Raw genomic sequence first — 15,845 nt, forward strand, 5'->3', positions numbered from 1 at the left:
TTAGTCAATTTAGGAGGATTGGTTTAGTTGCAACGCAACTAGCTGTGAGTAATTTAATTTGTGCTAGACATGTTGCTACGGCCGTTTCAGTTCGGAGGATATTTGACCCTAGACTTATTGATAAAGTATTGGGTCTTAATGAAAGCATTTGGAGTTCATTTTGTGAAAAACCACCTTCTGGACCAACAACAACTGAAAGATTTGCCGAAATATCTGATGAGTATATAGGCATGATTTTTAATAAAGTATTATTTTCATCTTCATTTTCATTGGCATATATTATAGAACTACCTAGAGTTTGTTCTAGGAAAAGACTAAGTGATACTACTGGCATAAGAATGCAGGGTATTAAACGCTCGGACTGCTCTGTAGATTCGATAATACATTTCATCAATCTTTGAGTATTAACAGTGCGAAATTGAGATCTTTCGGCGATTAGTGGAATAATTTTTGTTACCCCAAGCTGTACAGCCATATCTATGGCATCCAACATTCTATCACTTTTAATAATGGATATTCCTAAAGTAAGTTCAGGTTCAACTGTTGCTTTTCTTAAAATATTAGTAAGTCCAACATGTAAATTATTTTTTGTCATACCAGTAATTTGTTCTATAAACTCACCATCTGTGCCGTTAAAAATTCTAAAATGATCGCCAACCTTTAGTCGTAATACTGTTTTAAGGTAGTGACTATGATCTTCTGCAAGATTTAACGAATAGTTTTCAATTAGTTTGATATTGGTATATATTCTGTGAAGACGAGAAGTTTTCATAATTTTAACTCTAATGGTTAACACCTAGGCATTTTGATTTTTTCATTTACTTCAAAATATTATTTTAATAATTAAAATTATGTTTTGAGTAACAATATATTATTAAGGAAAAAACAACAATGAAAAAAAACTAACTCAAATAGAAGGAGATAATGTAGTATGAAAAGAAAATTCACAGAAATAGAAGATAACTTGTTTAAAACACTTCATAAAAAGGGTAATCCTTTAGTATTGTATAATATTTGGGATGTTGGTTCAGCACAGATTGTAGAGAAGTCCGGGGCGAAAGCATTAGCTACAAGTAGCTGGGCAGTAGCAAAATCTTATGGTTATGAAGATGGTGAGAAATTCCCACTTAAATTAGCCTTACAAAATTTAAAGAATATTATTGAAAAAGTCAAAGTACCTGTGAGTTTTGATTTTGAATCAGGATTTGCATCGAAGTTAAGTGATTTAATAGAGAATGTTGAACACGTAATTAAAACAGGGGCAATTGGTATAAATTTTGAAGATCAAATTATTGGAAAAGAAAAGGCAAGATACTCTATAGAAGAACAATGTAAACGAATTAAAGCAATTAAAGAAGCTATAAAGGAGTTATTGCCTAATATGTTCATTAATGCTAGAACGGATATCTTTCTTCAAAAAGATACATCTGAGCATAATGAACAAGACTTAAAAGAAGCTATAGAACGAAGCAAAGCTTATGCAGAAGTTGGAGCTGATGGGTTTTTTGCACCAGGCTTAGCAAATCATAATTTTATAAAACAATTATGTGAATTTTCACCTATTCCTGTCAATATAATGGTGCAAGATATAACGACAGTAAAAAACCTTGTTGATTTAGGTGTATCTAGAATTAGTTACGGTCCTTTCCCATATATTGCAGTGATGCAAGAATTGGATAAATCTGCAACTAAAGTGTTAACATATATAGATACAAATAAAAAGACGTAATAGGAGAGGACTAGTACATATTATGGATAACAAAAAAGATACTACCATAAAAGATAAAAAAGAAAAGCCAAAGGAAATAGGTGGTTTCAAGGGTCAAGAACCCACTATCCACGGAGATTGGCAGCATAAAGGTAGGGTAACTGATTTTTAAAAAATTTATGCCAAGTTTTCATCAAATCAAAGTTCTACCATATAATGCACAAGAATTATATTACTTAGTTCTTGATGTAAAGTCATATCCTGAATTTTTGCCATGGTGTAAGGCTGCTAGAATTATCTCAGAGAGCGAGAATCAAATTATAGCTGAATTAGTAATTCAGTTGAAAGGTTTCACAGACAAATATCAATCAAAAATTATATACTCAAATGATTTAACGAAACAAAGCTATTCTATTGAATTAGAAGCAGTTTCTGGACCATTCAAATATTTAAAAAACTTATGGCAATTTTCCAAAGAAGATACTGGTAGTAAGATAGAGTTCTTTATTGATTTTAAGATGAAATTTGCAATAGTTGACAAGTTAGTTAATATATTTTTTACTGATGCTACTGAAAAAATGGTTGATGCATTTGAAAAAAGGGCAGATACTATGTTAACTAAAATAAACTTAGCAAACTACTCTTGAAATAGGGATCAAAATAGCCTAAAAGGTTATTAAATACTATAGATTTCTGCCTTCGCGGGAATGACATCATGCGAATTCGGGATAAGAATTGACAAATTCTTATCCCGAATTGGGGTACATCGAGAGTGTATTTAGGGTTTACATAGAAAATTTATAAAACCAAGAGTTTAATTTATGTCCTCTTTGCAATATAAACGAGTCCTATTAAAAGTTTCTGGCGAAGCCTTAATGGGCAACAAACAATTTGGTCATGAATACTCTATAATCCTAGGAATTGCTGAAGATATAAAGGAAGCAATTGATCTTGGAATAGAAGTATGTGTGGTCGTTGGCGGTGGCAATATTTATCGTGGCACTGATGTCTTATTTGGCATGGAAAGAGCTGCTGGTGATTATATTGGCATGCTTGGCACGGTAATAAACGCACTTACTCTACAAAATATTATGGAAAGTTTGGGTGTTCATACTAGAGTCCTTTCTGCAATCCCTATGATGAGCGTTTGTGAGCCTTATATACGTCGTAAAGCAAAAAAACATATAGAAAAAGGTAGAGTAGTAATTTTTGCCGGCGGTACTGGTAATCCATTTTGTACTACTGATAGTGCAGCTGTTTTAAGAGCAATTGAAATGAGCTGTGATTTATTACTAAAAGGTACTAAGGTTAATGGTGTATATAATGCAGATCCGACAAAGAACCTTAATGCAGTGAAATATTCTACTATAAGTTATACTAATCTTTTAAAAGATAATTTACAAGTTATGGATATTGCTGCTATTGCTGTGGCTAGAGAAAACAACTTGCCAATTAAGGTATTTTCTATTAAAGAGAAAGGTAATTTTGCAAAAGTACTGCAAGGAAAAGGTGAATATACAAAAATTCAAGAAGGTGAGTAAAGTATGGATAAAGCAACTATACGTAAAGAATTACAATCAAAAATGGATAGTTCGATAAGGGTATTAGATCACGAACTTAAGGGACTCAGGACTAGTCGAGCTTCAGTTAACTTACTTGACCCTGTATTGGTTGAAGCATATGGAGATAAAGTACCATTGTCGCAAGTAGCAAGTCTCTCAACTCCAGATGCACGGACTATTACTGTACAGGTGTGGGATAAATCTATAGTAAAATTTGTAGAAAAAGCTATTATGGATACAAATTTGGGTCTAAACCCATCATCAGATGGACAGCTAATAAGAATCACAATACCGCTACTTACTGAAGAACGCCGCAAAGAGCTTGTTAAGTTTGCTCACAAATATGGAGAGAATACTAAAATTGCCTTGCGTAATATAAGAAGGGATGGTAATGAAGATTTAAAAAAGTTAGAAAAAAACAGTATCATAACTGAAGATGAACAACATAACCTATCAGAAGAAATCCAAAAATTAACTGATGAGTATAGTAATAAAGTAGACTTGCATGTTAAACAAAAAGAACAAGAAATACTGACTATTTAAGTCTAAAAATAGGTGTCATTCCTCAAAGAGATGCCACCTAAATGACTTAGGTATATTTTTTCATAAAATAACCATAAACTATTAGTGCAGACATATTTCATGCTATAATGACTATAATATTTAAGGTATATAATGATTACAAATGAAGAAGTACAAAAAATAGCAAAACTTGCTAGGTTTAATTTTACCCAAAAAGAGATAAGCAGTTTTGCCCATCAATTAACTGAGATGATGAATATGATCAACATTTTAAACGATGTAGACTGTAGTAACGTTGAACCACTTACTTCTGTTTGTGATATGCACCAAAGAATGCGAAAAGACCAAGTATTGTATGGTGACATTTCTGATGAATTATTTGCTAATGTGCCTAATGATAAGGCAGAACTTGCCAAAGAAGTAAAATGTTTTGTTGTCCCAAAAGTAGTAGAGTAAAATATGTCAGAAATTATAAAATTAACCATCACACAAGCCCTTAAAGCCTTAAAAAATAAAGAATTTTCGTGTGTTGAGCTGACTAAAGCACATATTAAAGAAATGGACAAACATAAAGAGTTAAATGCTTATATTACTGAAACTACAGATATTGCTTTAGAGCAAGCTAAAATTGCTGATCAAAATTATCATAATGGAATAGCAAGACCCTTAGAAGGAATTCCTATTGCTGTAAAAGATCTCTTTTGTACAAAAGGAGTACTAACTACTGCCGCCTCAAAAATACTCAGCAACTTTGTACCAACATATGAATCTACTGTAAGTAAAAATGTTCGAGATCATGGCACAATAATGCTTGGTAAGGCTAATATGGATGAGTTTGCCATGGGATCGGCTAATATTACTAGCTATTTTGGTAACGTTATTAGTCCTTGGAAAGCGGTAGATGCACCTACAACTCCGGTAGTCCCTGGTGGATCTTCTGGAGGCTCGTCAGCTGCTGTCAGTAGCTTTTTAGCTATGGCAGCTCTTGGAAGTGATACAGGAGGTTCTGTTCGCCAGCCCGCTAGTTATACTGGGCTTGTTGGCTTCAAACCAACATATGGTCGCTGTTCTAGATATGGTATGATTGCTTTTGCCAGTTCGCTTGACCAAGCTGGAGTACTTACAAGAACTGTTGAAGATACTGCTTTAATGCTACAAGCCATGATTGGTTTTGATGAAAAGGATTCTACTTCTATAAACTCTGAGGTACTGGAGCTAAGATCAGCATGTAATAGTAGTGCAAAAAACATGAAAATAGGTGTACCATTTGATATTATGAAACAAGATGGTATACAACCGGATATTATTAAGATGTGGCAGCATACTATTGATATTCTAAAAAACGATGGGGCAGAAATTATTGATATTTCATTACCCTATTCTAAATATGCTCTAGCTGCATATTACGTTATAGCACCTGCTGAAACCTCATCTAATTTATCTAGATATGATGGTATAAGATATGGAATTAGGGTAGGAAATGAGGGAATATCCATTGAGGAAATGTATGAAAAAACAAGGACTGCTGGCTTTGGTGCTGAAGTTAAAAGACGTATTATGATTGGTACTTATTTACTTTCATCTGCTTTTATGGATGCTTATTACTTAAAAGCCCAAAAAATAAGACGCTTGATTTCAGATGATTTCAAGAAAGCTTTTGCACAAGTTGAAGCAATAATTTTGCCATCTGCACCATCCGAAGCTTTTAACTTAGGTGAGAAACAAGATAATCCTGTGACAATGTATTTAAACGATTTATTTACTATTCCAGCTAGTCTTGCCGGTCTTCCTTGTTGCTCTGTACCTGCTGCATTATCTTCTAGAGGTTTGCCTCTTGGCATGCAAGTAATAGGAAAAGCCCTTGATGAATATAATACTCTAAAGGTAGCAGCAGCAATTGAGCGTGGTTCAAGAGATATTAGTTTTGTATATTCTAATAAACGCTAAAGTTATCGGAGTTAATTTACCCCAATTAGGGATAAGAATTAGTTAATTTTTATCCCTAATTGGCTTTAATATAAGAAAAAATGCATTCTTAAAGCGGCTAACGCGAATGCATTTTAAACCTTTCTAAAGCTAAAAACATGATTTTAATCTTTTAAAATCATGTTTTTAGCAAAATATTAATTTAACAATCAGATGCAGAGCCGTCTCAAACCTGATTGTTTCGATAATTTCACCGAATTTGGGATAAGAATTGACAAATTTTTATCCCGAATTCGCGTAATTTGATTATTAGAGCTTAAAATGTCCGGGTTACCGATCTTATCAATAAGTATTTTTTTGCCTTTAGTAAGTGCATTATATATTCTGCTATTTATCAACCAAAGTAGGTCAGTAAATAAGCAAGCCCAAAATAAACAAGTTTATGCGATGTATGTCGCAGTTTTAAGCTCTATCCTAACCCTAATATCTACTATTTATTTATTAGTTCAATTTGATAATACATCAAAACTTTATCAATTTGTAGAATGTTATAGTTGGATTCAATCTATAGGTCTTGAATTCCACATTGGAGTTGACGGAATTTCAATATTTTTTGTTGTTCTGACAAGCTTTTTAACCCTTATCTGTATTATAGCTAGCTTATTTACCGTCAAAAAATATATCAAAGAATTCTTATTTTGTTTTTTATTAATTGAGTCTTTTTGCATTGGGGCTTTCTGCTCAATGAATTTACTATTATTTTACTTATTTTTTGAAGTAATATTGATCCCTATGTATATAATTATAGGAATTTGGGGAGGGGAAAATAAAGTTTATGCTGCCGTAAAATTCTTCCTCTATACTTTTTTGGGGTCGGTATTTTTCTTATTGTCACTCATATATATTTATAGCCAAGTTCATAGTTTTAATATGCTTGATCTAAACGAATTAGTACCTTCATTAACATTACCGGTGCAGAGGGTTTTATGGTGGGCAATCTTTATAGCCTTCGCAGTGAAAGTTCCTATGCTGCCGTTCCATACGTGGCTTCCTGATGCACACGTACAAGCACCAACTGCTGGATCTGTCATTTTGGCTGGTATATTGTTAAAACTTGGAGCATATGGGTTTTTACGTGTATCATTACCAATGTTTCCAAATATATCAAAAGAATTTGCATTTTATGTATTAGTGCTGAGTATTTTTGCTGTAATATATGGTTCACTAGTAGCACTGACTCAAAGAGACATGAAAAAGATGATAGCTTATTCATCGATAGCTCATATGGGCTATGTGACTGGAGGAATTTTTAGCTTAACAGAAGCTGGGATTAAGGGAGCCATATATCAAATGATTAGTCATGGCACTGTGGCATCTGCTTTGTTTTTGATAATTGGTACTTTGTATGATAGATTGCATACTAAGGAGATAGACAAATATGGTGGAGTGGCAAATAAAATGCCAATACTCGCCACCTTTTTCATGATTGCCATGCTTGGCTCTATAGGTTTACCAGGCACTAGCGGTTTTATAGGAGAATTTTTAAGTTTGGTAGGTATTTATCAAGCTAATGTAGTAGCAGCTATTATAAGTAGTGTTGGCATTATTCTTGGAGCTGTTTATATGCTAAAACTTTATAAGGAAGTAATGCTAGGACAAATTACTAATAATCAGGTTATAAGTTTTAAAGATCTATATCTTTATGAGATACTTGCAATTATGCCGCTTTGTGTAGCAATAATTTATTTAGGTTTGTTACCAAATACAATTATAAACATACTGGATTTATCAACTCATAAAATTTTATCACAAATACCTTGTGTTGTAAAATAATTACTTAAATTAACTTAATTATTATTATTTTAATGATTTAACGATTTTTTTAGATATTTATAAATTAATTTTATATTATTACTTGTAAGACCCAAACAACTATGCTAGGGTTTATTAAAATCTTTCTTAACTATAGAATTAATAGGTTATACAAATGTTAAAAGACAATTTAAATTCAGAAATTATTACTAACGAATTAAATGTTGAAACAGAAAAGATTGAAGAAACAGAAGAAGAAAGAGAAAGCCGCTTGGATCGTGAAGAATCGGCTAGAAAATTAAAGGCAATTATATTTGTCGTTATCCCGCTTTTGGTCGGGTTTCTAACGTTTACTTATTTCTTTCTTAACTCAATAGAGGAGAAAAGTAAGCTTTTGAAACAAGAACAGTCAAATCAACAGCTAGATCGACAGACTGATCAAAATACCCCAACAAAAACCAAGTAAACCCTAAGTTCACATGCTTTGCTTAGTATAGGAGTATTATATCCTAGTTCAACATTCCATGTGGTGTAGGGGCTGCCTCATAGTACCCTACATTTTTCTATAATCGTCATAGCAAGGCTCTTTAGATGCCGTAGCGATCCAGGTAAACAGCGAAGCTGTTTTTTCTAGGCGTATCCTGGATTGCCGCGTTGCCTCTTTCAGCGTCTCCTCGCTAATAGACGATCAGTAGCCATTTTAATAGTGGTTATATAAAAAATGTATGGTACTATGGGGCTGCCTTTGCAATCAAGGTTTTATTATGTGTATACTCGAATGATTTGGAGAATTGGATTTATCTCAATGCGATATAAAAATTAACAATTCTTATATCGAATTGACTATACCCCGCAAGTATACTCGATGAACTTCAAGAATTGGCGTCGTCGTGTCTAAAGATCTCCGCTGCTCACGTACTAATGTACGCTCCGCTGCTCGACTTTGACACTCCTAGCTCTTCTTGAAGTTGACCTTCGTCTACCAACTCTTCATTTACGAACAGTATATTTGCAAAAACCAATTCTTCAAAGCAGAAGAGTATGTTCCCCATGGAAGCTATTTTTTCTATATTTACATTGACAAGTTCTTCATTATTTCTCAACTTAACTTGACTATGCCTGCTGACCTAATAACGGTGATTCAAATGGTATCTCATAGTATGTATGCTCTCCTAATAATGGCTCTGCTGAATTCTCAGTACCAAATATATTAATAAGAGTTATTGTTGGCGAGAGTGTCGTCGTATTTAGATTAGGTGATTTAATATCTTGCTTTGTTATTATATGTATCGCTTTTGGCTGATCAGGTATTGCAGAAAGAGGTTCATCATTGTGATGTGAAAATATTTTACCAAGTGCTGACATAGTCATCTCAACAATTGAGTTTTCTTGCTGACCAATTGAACTACCACCACTTTTAATTTTTTTTATAGCATATATTGTGATTGCTATTAGGGTGGTTACTGCTATTCCTGTTCCAACTATAGCTAATGGTATAGAAGAGCTTGTTGATTCTTCAGTGTTATTATCTTCAGTATGAGTAGATGGAGTAGTAGTTGTTGTACTTCTACAACCATGAGGAATATCTCTATTAGCAAACAGGCTCTGTATAGTAGAACCTTGAATTTGTTGCATTAACCAATCACCCCAGCCGTCAATACACTCGAACTGTTGAATAGCGTTGTCATCTTTGACTATAGTAACTGCAATATTATTACCCTGATGATTATGAGTTGTAACTGGCATTGATCGACAATGATCTCTAATATAAGAATCTACTATATTCAGACCATTAAGTGTATTGCAATGAAATACTACACATACTGAGTCAGAAGAATCACATTTTATTAGTAATATTTTATCTATATGATAAGGAGTTGTAGTAGATGCTACACTTGTAGGCTGTACAGTTGTAGTAGGCTGTACACTATTAGTAGCATGACAACTCTGCATATTCTTAATTATAGTCCGACCTATCTCTTGTTATATTGAGACACAACTCTTGTCATCACTTATAGCATCTTCCGTTCTATGTATTAGTTCTAAGAGCCAATCTCCCCAATGGGTACCACAATTATATGTTGTAGCAGAACTCTGCTGGATTGTAGTAAGCGATGCTCCTGCCTTAATATTATAGGATATTTTGTAGTTATCATAATAGACTATAATATCACTATCTGAAGGTATATGTTTTTGTTTATGAGGGAAGCAACCTTGGACTCTCTGATACATTGCGGTATGGTTATTAAGTTCTTCCTCAGCCCATTTCACTGTACCTGAATCGCAAGATGATATTTCATATTTTGAACTGTTAGGGTTGCATATAATAACAAAGGGTGTATCCTGTGCTGCTGCAGGATCTGCACTATCACTTAGCCATTTTTTGAACTTTGATACATCAAAGTATGGTTTTAAGTGTGTAGCTACACATTGTGGTTCTTCTTTATTTTTCCGACATTCCAAAAAGTTTCTTATTGTTCCTGGTGTATATTCTTGATAATACTTTATTATAACGGGTCCTATTGTATATCGTCCAATAGAGTTCTCTAGAACTTGATCGTCATTATAATTTTGCAATGCCTTGTTATTAAAAAGAGAGCGAGCTGAATTAATCAAATGTTTAGAATTGTCATTATTACGTTGAACAAATGCTGCAATTCCTTCAGATAATAACGTCCTTATCCCTTTACCATCAGTGTTATAATATTGAATGGCATGAGCTACTTCATGTACCACAACACTACCATCATACTCTTCTGGTGTTCCTATTATAGCTGTCATTGCACATCGTATAATATTGGGATTTTCTGGATCGTTACCTCCAGGCATATACTGTCCCGCTATGTATCCATGAGGAGCATCCCACTTGGTAAGAGTACATTTGTGTTCCATTTCAGATGGTATTATTCCAATTGTGCTGTCAAATATTGCAATAGATTCACGAATACTGGCCTTAACCTTTAATATCTGATCAGCAGTAAAGCCTTTGAGAGTTAAGCTCATGTTTAAAGGATGCTTTATCTGAAAATATGGAGTGTTATCGTCAGATATTTTTGCATCCATGGTTCTAAATAATTCTGGGACAAAATGTTTCTCTATAGGTACTGTTTTAGATTCTAGTTTTTCTGTAAAATACGGATCAATTTTTTCTTGCTCAAGTAAATCAAAAGGTGTTTTAGTGTTAAATGAGTCTAAAATATCATTATTATCGTAAGTTACGAATGATGTGCCATTTGCATCTATTTCATTAGTATTTCTGAAACCATAAACAGAGTTAATACCACTCACCAAAGGAGAGAGCCAAATAAGAAGATTAGATAAATTCATGTAAAACCTCAAGTTTAATGTGTTAATAATTTAGATTGCGTATATTATTTTCTTTGAAGAATTTGTTTGATAAAACTTCGGGATATTGGTCACGGTTCTTCCGTACCTTTACCTCTTGTTTTAAAAGAGTTATTAAGGAAGGCTATCACTTACTGTTTTAAATAAGGAGTTTGTCTTGTTTTTTATTATGTATGATATATATACTTGTTGATTAGTTAATAGAATATTTAGAATACCTCTATTCTGCTTTTGTGTTGAGAACAATAAATCTACTGTTGTTATTTTAACTTTTATATATTTGTTATGGATATTTATGGTATTTAGGCTCAATGGTGTATTAGCATTCTTTATATTTACATTATCTTTTGTCATTAGATAATTTGTTAGATTTATGTTGTTTGTTTCTACAGATTTTAGCATATATACTCTATTTTTACGATAAACCGTTTAATACGGTTTTTATTGCTGCAGCAACATATACTACATTCTCACTTTATGCAAGCAGTTATTTGAAAATTTTTGTAAACATTCATAATGGCATCGTCAAGTTAAGCTAAAAAATAATTTGGATTGTATAATAGATAGTATATATTTATAGAATGGTTTCATAATAATCATGTAATCTATTACTTATATTTATGTACATCAATAAACCTCCAAAGAGACATCGTTTTCCAGTTAGTATTATCAATCATGCAGTATGGTTATATCATAGGTTCAATAACAGTTATCGTGATATTCAGGAACATATGGTCTATCATGGGATTATACTAAGTCATGAAACAGTGAGGTTTTGGTGTTATAAGTTTGTACCTAATTTCCAATATGTAATAAGAACAAGAGGTTTATGCAACAAACAAATAAGTTAATCTTTAATTACAAAAAAACATCTCATATACCATGCATATTTAATAATCAGTCATTTATTGTAATTCGGTCATTTAAAAGGAGTAATGAGGACTATTTTGTAATAGTTAATATTAATACTCTAGAAATTAAGATAGTCGCTCAGAACTTATGTGCTTACCGTAAGAGTGATCAAGATGGAAGATATTTCTCATTAAAGGAACTTGAATCTTCTGTATACTATAGATCATTGTATTATTTTAATAATATAAAAGATAGTAGAGAGAATCAAGGCCTCAAGAATATTCCAGGAGTCAAAGGATGTTTTTTATCCATAGATATGTGTCCATCAATAAAAATGTTAGAACATAATTTATTTGATGCAATTTTAAAAACTGCTAAAAGAAGTCAAGAAATAAACCTATTAATAGCTGTAAGTGGTTTATGGATAGCAACTCATCTAGAAGACTTTATGTGGTTACAAACTCTTCCAACCCAAAATATAAAAATCACGTGGGTTAATCATAGTTTTAGTCATATTTTCTACCCTGATAAAGATTTTACAGACAATTTTTTATTACTGCCAAATACTGATATAGAAAATGAAATATTACAAACCGAACACTTGCTAATTGAAATGGGCGAATTACCATCTCTATTTTTTAGATTTCCTGGGTTAGTAGCCAGTCAAGAAATATTAGATATATTAACTTCTTATGGGCTAATACAATTAGGTGCAAGTGCATGGATACATAAGCTTCCTGAACATGAGACAGTTAAAGATGGTGACATAGTACTAATCCATGGAAATGGTAATGAAGATAAAGTAGCCCTAGATAAATTGATTAAATTAGTTCAATCAGATCAGTTTTTATGGAAAAATTTACAAAAAGAACTATGTTTGAGTAATACTGCTATGATTTCAAGAGATAAAGTAGCTTACTAGAATACTCCCGTTTGATATATCCGAAAAAATTACTACTAGTCTTGAATGGCTCCCCGGGCCGGACTCGAACCAGCGACCGAACGGTTAACAGCCGTTTGCTCTACCACTGAGCTACCGAGGAACATTTGCCTTTATATAGACTAGGTTTCTTATAACAAATCTTTTGACTATGGTCTAGTATTTTCTTATTTTATCTATAAAAAATAAATAGATCTCTTACAGAATTCGCTTATGCTGAGGAATTTAAAGGCAACTTGAAACCTCAACCCGCAGCATACTCAAATGTACGTGAGGAGCAGAGTACCGGTATCACGTACAAATTACCAACAGAAGTAGAATTATGCAAGAGGTCTATTTAAAAACATTACTATGCTGGTGTACCTGAGCATTCATTACTAATCCAAATCCAATAAGCATTGATACCATCATTGTACCACCGTAAGATATAAAAGGCAAAGGCACACCTACCACTGGCAATAATCCCATCACCATAGCTATATTTATAAATACATGACTAAATAGGATTGATGTTATGCCTATTACCATCAGTTTACTAAATATAGCTCTACAATTCACAGCAATCATTAATGAAATTATTATAATTGCAGAATAGAGAATTAACAGAAACAAACTACCAACAAAACCAAATTCTTCAGCAAAAGTAGCAAAGATAAAATCGGTTTGATGCTCTGGTAAAAAATCTAGATGGCTTTGGCTACCTTTAGCTAACCCCTTGCCCCACAATCCACCAGAACCAATAGCGATTTTTGATTGAATAATGTTATATCCAGCTCCAAGAGGATCTTTCTCAGGATCAAAAAAAACCATGATTCGTTTTCTTTGATAATCATGCATCACTTGCCACATAACTGGTATGCAAGTAAGGACTATAATACCAATTATCACAAAATTTCTTACTCTAAAACCAGCAGCAAAAAAAATAATACTAGCAATAATGATATTAATCACTCCAGTACCTAGATCCGGTTCTTTTATTATCAGTATAACTGGTACTATCACACCTATTATAGGCAATAATATCTTGTAAAATCTAGCAAAATCCTCAATCTTTAGTTGATGAAAATACCTAGCTAACATTAACACTACTGCTAATTTTGTTGGTTCAGAAGGCTGCACACGGATAACTCCTAAATCTATCCAACGCTTTGCTCCCATAGAAATAGAGCCAAAAAGCTCAACACTAACTAATAAGATAATAATAGCAATATAAAATATGTATGAAAACTTAAATATATACTTTATATCAATAGTTGCAATAATAATCACAACTGGTAAAAACAGGAAAAAATGCATCATCTGCTTATACGCCCAAGGGTGAATATTACTGTCTGAAGCGGAATATAGTATAACAAAACCAATGCTACAAATCACACTAATAAGAATAATTAAAGTAATTGGTAATTTTTTTAGTTTTTCAAAATAATTTCTTTGAATTGACATTCTAGGTAGATATCCATAAAAATTAGCTGTAAAATGATATTATTGATTACGATTAAAAAACATGAAATTATTATTACATAACACACTTACTCACAAGAAAGAAGTTTTCATACCGCTAGATAGTAATTTAGTAAAAATGTATGTTTGCGGTCCAACTGTCTACGATCATCCCCATATTGGTAACGCTAGGTCCGTAGTAGTATACGATATTTTATATCGCTCACTAAGAAAAATATTTGGTCAAAATCATATAAAATATGTGCGTAATATTACCGATGTTGATGATAAGATAATAAATAGAGCCAAAGAACTCAAAATAACGATTTCTGACTTAACAGTTAGAATTACCGAAGAATTTCATGCTAATATGCAATATCTAGGTTGCAAAACGCCAAATATTGAGCCAAAAGCCACCATGCATATTGATGACATGATTGTGATTATTCAAAAATTACTTAACCTAAACCATGCTTACATCGCAGATAATCACGTTTATTTCGATATTTCTACCGCCCCAAATTATACAAAATTATCAAATCGTAATCTTGATGAAATGCTAGAGGGAGTGCGTATTGAAAATAATCCATCAAAAAAGCAACCACATGATTTTGTATTATGGAAACCAGCCAGTAAAGATGAAGAAATATTGGCAAATTTCGATAGCCCTTGGGGAAGAGGTAGACCAGGCTGGCATATAGAATGTTCAGCGATGAGCTATAAATATCTCGGAGAAAATTTTGACATTCATGGTGGAGGGGCAGACTTAATTTTTCCTCATCATACTAATGAGATAGCACAAAGTACATGTGCTTTCCCGAACTCTCACTTTGCTAAATATTGGGTGCATAATGGATTTCTGACCTGTAATGGTGAGAAAATGAGTAAATCGCTCAATAATTTTATTACTGTAAAAGACTTGATAGATAAAAAAATCCCTGGTAACGTAGTTAGATTACTGTTACTGAGTAGCCACTACCGTAAACCATTAGATTACAACAATAAAGCTCTAGAAGATGCTACAAAAACAATGAATTATTGGTATAGAGCGATAGAAAATTTGGACATTAACAAACTTGACGTTCAGAACATTCCAAAAGAATTTTTATCTCACTTATTCGATGATATGAATACACCTCTAGCCATTAAAATAATAAACGATTATGCTAAACTGGTCTTTGCGAGTAACAAAGAAGATGATAAATACTTATATGCCTCTTACTTACTTTCATGCAGCAATTTTATAGGTCTAATGACCCAATCAGCGAGTAGGTGGTTTTACTGTGAAATAAACGATGAACCGATTCTCCAGCATATTGAGCAACGTAGGCAGGCCAAATTACAAAAAAATTGGTTATTAGCCGACCAAATTCGTCAAAATTTATCAAAAGATGGCATAATTCTAGAAGATAAACTAGATGGATCAACTAGTTGGAGAAAAGTTTGATTAAGTGATCTTTTCTGTGTTGAGGCTGCTTGATATTTCTTCCATATTGACAATAAAAAGTTACATAACCCTTGCAAATATGTTGATTGAATATATAATAAGCTTTGCTTAAAATATATAGTTAACCCGATTAGCATTACTCAGTCATTGCGAGGAGGCGTAAACCGCACAACTGTTGAAAGTTAAAAATCGTCACTGCAATAACCTTTGTAAGCCCTAAACCGTCTATTAGCGAGGAGTCGCTGTAAGCGAGACGACGTGGCAATCTTGTGAAGAAGAGCTTACTTCATG

The 15,845-nt window shown here is 32.9% G+C and carries 16 protein-coding genes, 1 tRNA gene and 1 pseudogene; 12 read left to right on the plus strand and 6 right to left on the minus strand.

From position 1 onward, the window contains the following. Positions 1-4: 4 nt before the first annotated feature. Complete coding sequence (locus ACQH1W_RS06165; protein WP_425361005.1) at positions 5-772, minus strand: 16S rRNA (uracil(1498)-N(3))-methyltransferase; 768 nt, start codon at positions 770-772, stop codon at positions 5-7. A gap of 159 nt (positions 773-931) precedes the next feature. Here ACQH1W_RS06165 and ACQH1W_RS06170 point away from each other — a divergent pair, with 159 nt between their 5' ends. The 9 genes and pseudogenes from ACQH1W_RS06170 (at position 932) to ACQH1W_RS06210 (ending at position 7,996) form a co-directional block, all read left to right on the plus strand. Beyond that, on the plus strand, positions 932-1,729 hold the full coding sequence (locus ACQH1W_RS06170) for an isocitrate lyase/PEP mutase family protein (protein ID WP_341762668.1): 798 nt from the start codon (positions 932-934) through the stop codon (positions 1,727-1,729). Between the two features lie 64 nt (positions 1,730-1,793). Further along, positions 1,794-1,880 (plus strand): annotated as a pseudogene (locus tag ACQH1W_RS06175) (DUF1674 domain-containing protein); the annotation flags it as partial. Positions 1,881-1,887: 7 nt separating this feature from the next. Further along, positions 1,888-2,355 carry a type II toxin-antitoxin system RatA family toxin gene (locus ACQH1W_RS06180; RefSeq protein ID WP_425361006.1) on the plus strand — a complete coding sequence of 156 codons (468 nt, stop codon included), beginning with the start codon at positions 1,888-1,890 and terminating at the stop codon, positions 2,353-2,355. A 174-nt stretch (positions 2,356-2,529) separates the two neighbouring features. Beyond that, positions 2,530-3,249 carry a UMP kinase gene (gene pyrH / locus ACQH1W_RS06185; protein ID WP_341751544.1) on the plus strand — a complete coding sequence of 240 codons (720 nt, stop codon included), beginning with the start codon at positions 2,530-2,532 and terminating at the stop codon, positions 3,247-3,249. A gap of 3 nt (positions 3,250-3,252) precedes the next feature. After that, positions 3,253-3,813, plus strand: coding sequence for a ribosome recycling factor (gene frr / locus ACQH1W_RS06190; protein WP_341762670.1), 561 nt, complete (start codon positions 3,253-3,255; stop codon positions 3,811-3,813). Positions 3,814-3,945: 132 nt separating this feature from the next. Next, positions 3,946-4,248, plus strand: a complete 303-nt coding sequence (gatC, locus tag ACQH1W_RS06195) for an Asp-tRNA(Asn)/Glu-tRNA(Gln) amidotransferase subunit GatC (protein WP_341751542.1) — start codon at positions 3,946-3,948, stop codon at positions 4,246-4,248. A gap of 3 nt (positions 4,249-4,251) precedes the next feature. Beyond that, positions 4,252-5,739 (plus strand): Asp-tRNA(Asn)/Glu-tRNA(Gln) amidotransferase subunit GatA, encoded by a 1,488-nt coding sequence (gene gatA, locus ACQH1W_RS06200; protein WP_375332741.1) that lies wholly within the window; start codon positions 4,252-4,254, stop codon positions 5,737-5,739. A gap of 300 nt (positions 5,740-6,039) precedes the next feature. Then, positions 6,040-7,551 (plus strand): NADH-quinone oxidoreductase subunit M, encoded by a 1,512-nt coding sequence (locus tag ACQH1W_RS06205; RefSeq protein WP_425361007.1) that lies wholly within the window; start codon positions 6,040-6,042, stop codon positions 7,549-7,551. 154 nt (positions 7,552-7,705) lie between these two features. Next, positions 7,706-7,996: an RC1041 family protein gene (locus ACQH1W_RS06210; RefSeq protein ID WP_342279002.1), complete on the plus strand. Its 291-nt coding sequence runs from the start codon at positions 7,706-7,708 to the stop codon at positions 7,994-7,996. Between the two features lie 647 nt (positions 7,997-8,643). Here ACQH1W_RS06210 and ACQH1W_RS06215 read toward each other — a convergent pair. From ACQH1W_RS06215 to ACQH1W_RS06225, 3 genes are all read right to left on the minus strand, one after another. Then, positions 8,644-9,483, minus strand: coding sequence for a hypothetical protein (locus ACQH1W_RS06215; protein WP_375332739.1), 840 nt, complete (start codon positions 9,481-9,483; stop codon positions 8,644-8,646). Positions 9,484-9,513: 30 nt separating this feature from the next. Further along, positions 9,514-10,857 carry a hypothetical protein gene (locus ACQH1W_RS06220; RefSeq protein ID WP_375332738.1) on the minus strand — a complete coding sequence of 448 codons (1,344 nt, stop codon included), beginning with the start codon at positions 10,855-10,857 and terminating at the stop codon, positions 9,514-9,516. Positions 10,858-10,989: 132 nt separating this feature from the next. Next, a complete protein-coding gene (locus tag ACQH1W_RS06225) occupies positions 10,990-11,277 on the minus strand; it encodes a hypothetical protein (protein WP_341761864.1) in 288 nt (95 codons plus the stop codon). 427 nt (positions 11,278-11,704) lie between these two features. On the opposite strand from ACQH1W_RS06225, the gene ACQH1W_RS06230 reads away from it, so the two are divergent. Continuing rightward, entirely contained in the window at positions 11,705-12,649 is a 945-nt protein-coding gene (locus tag ACQH1W_RS06230; RefSeq protein WP_425361008.1) for a hypothetical protein, read from the plus strand. Positions 12,650-12,695: 46 nt separating this feature from the next. Here ACQH1W_RS06230 and ACQH1W_RS06235 read toward each other — a convergent pair. Beyond that, positions 12,696-12,770, minus strand: a tRNA-Asn gene (locus ACQH1W_RS06235). Between the two features lie 133 nt (positions 12,771-12,903). Between ACQH1W_RS06235 and ACQH1W_RS06240 the strand changes: the two genes are divergently transcribed. After that, positions 12,904-13,008, plus strand: coding sequence for a palindromic element RPE1 domain-containing protein (locus ACQH1W_RS06240; RefSeq protein ID WP_341762676.1), 105 nt, complete (start codon positions 12,904-12,906; stop codon positions 13,006-13,008). On the opposite strand, the gene rodA is transcribed toward ACQH1W_RS06240, so the two are convergent. Further along, positions 13,001-14,104 (minus strand): rod shape-determining protein RodA, encoded by a 1,104-nt coding sequence (gene rodA, locus ACQH1W_RS06245; RefSeq protein ID WP_341763444.1) that lies wholly within the window; start codon positions 14,102-14,104, stop codon positions 13,001-13,003. The two genes, ACQH1W_RS06240 and rodA, sit on opposite strands and share 8 nt — an antisense overlap. Positions 14,105-14,171: 67 nt before the next feature. Between rodA and cysS the strand changes: the two genes are divergently transcribed. Continuing rightward, entirely contained in the window at positions 14,172-15,554 is a 1,383-nt protein-coding gene (cysS, locus tag ACQH1W_RS06250; protein ID WP_375332736.1) for a cysteine--tRNA ligase, read from the plus strand. Positions 15,555-15,845: the final 291 nt, after the last annotated feature.

It is taken from the genome of Candidatus Tisiphia endosymbiont of Stenodema calcarata (genome assembly GCF_964030695.1).
Lineage (GTDB): Bacteria > Pseudomonadota > Alphaproteobacteria > Rickettsiales > Rickettsiaceae > Tisiphia.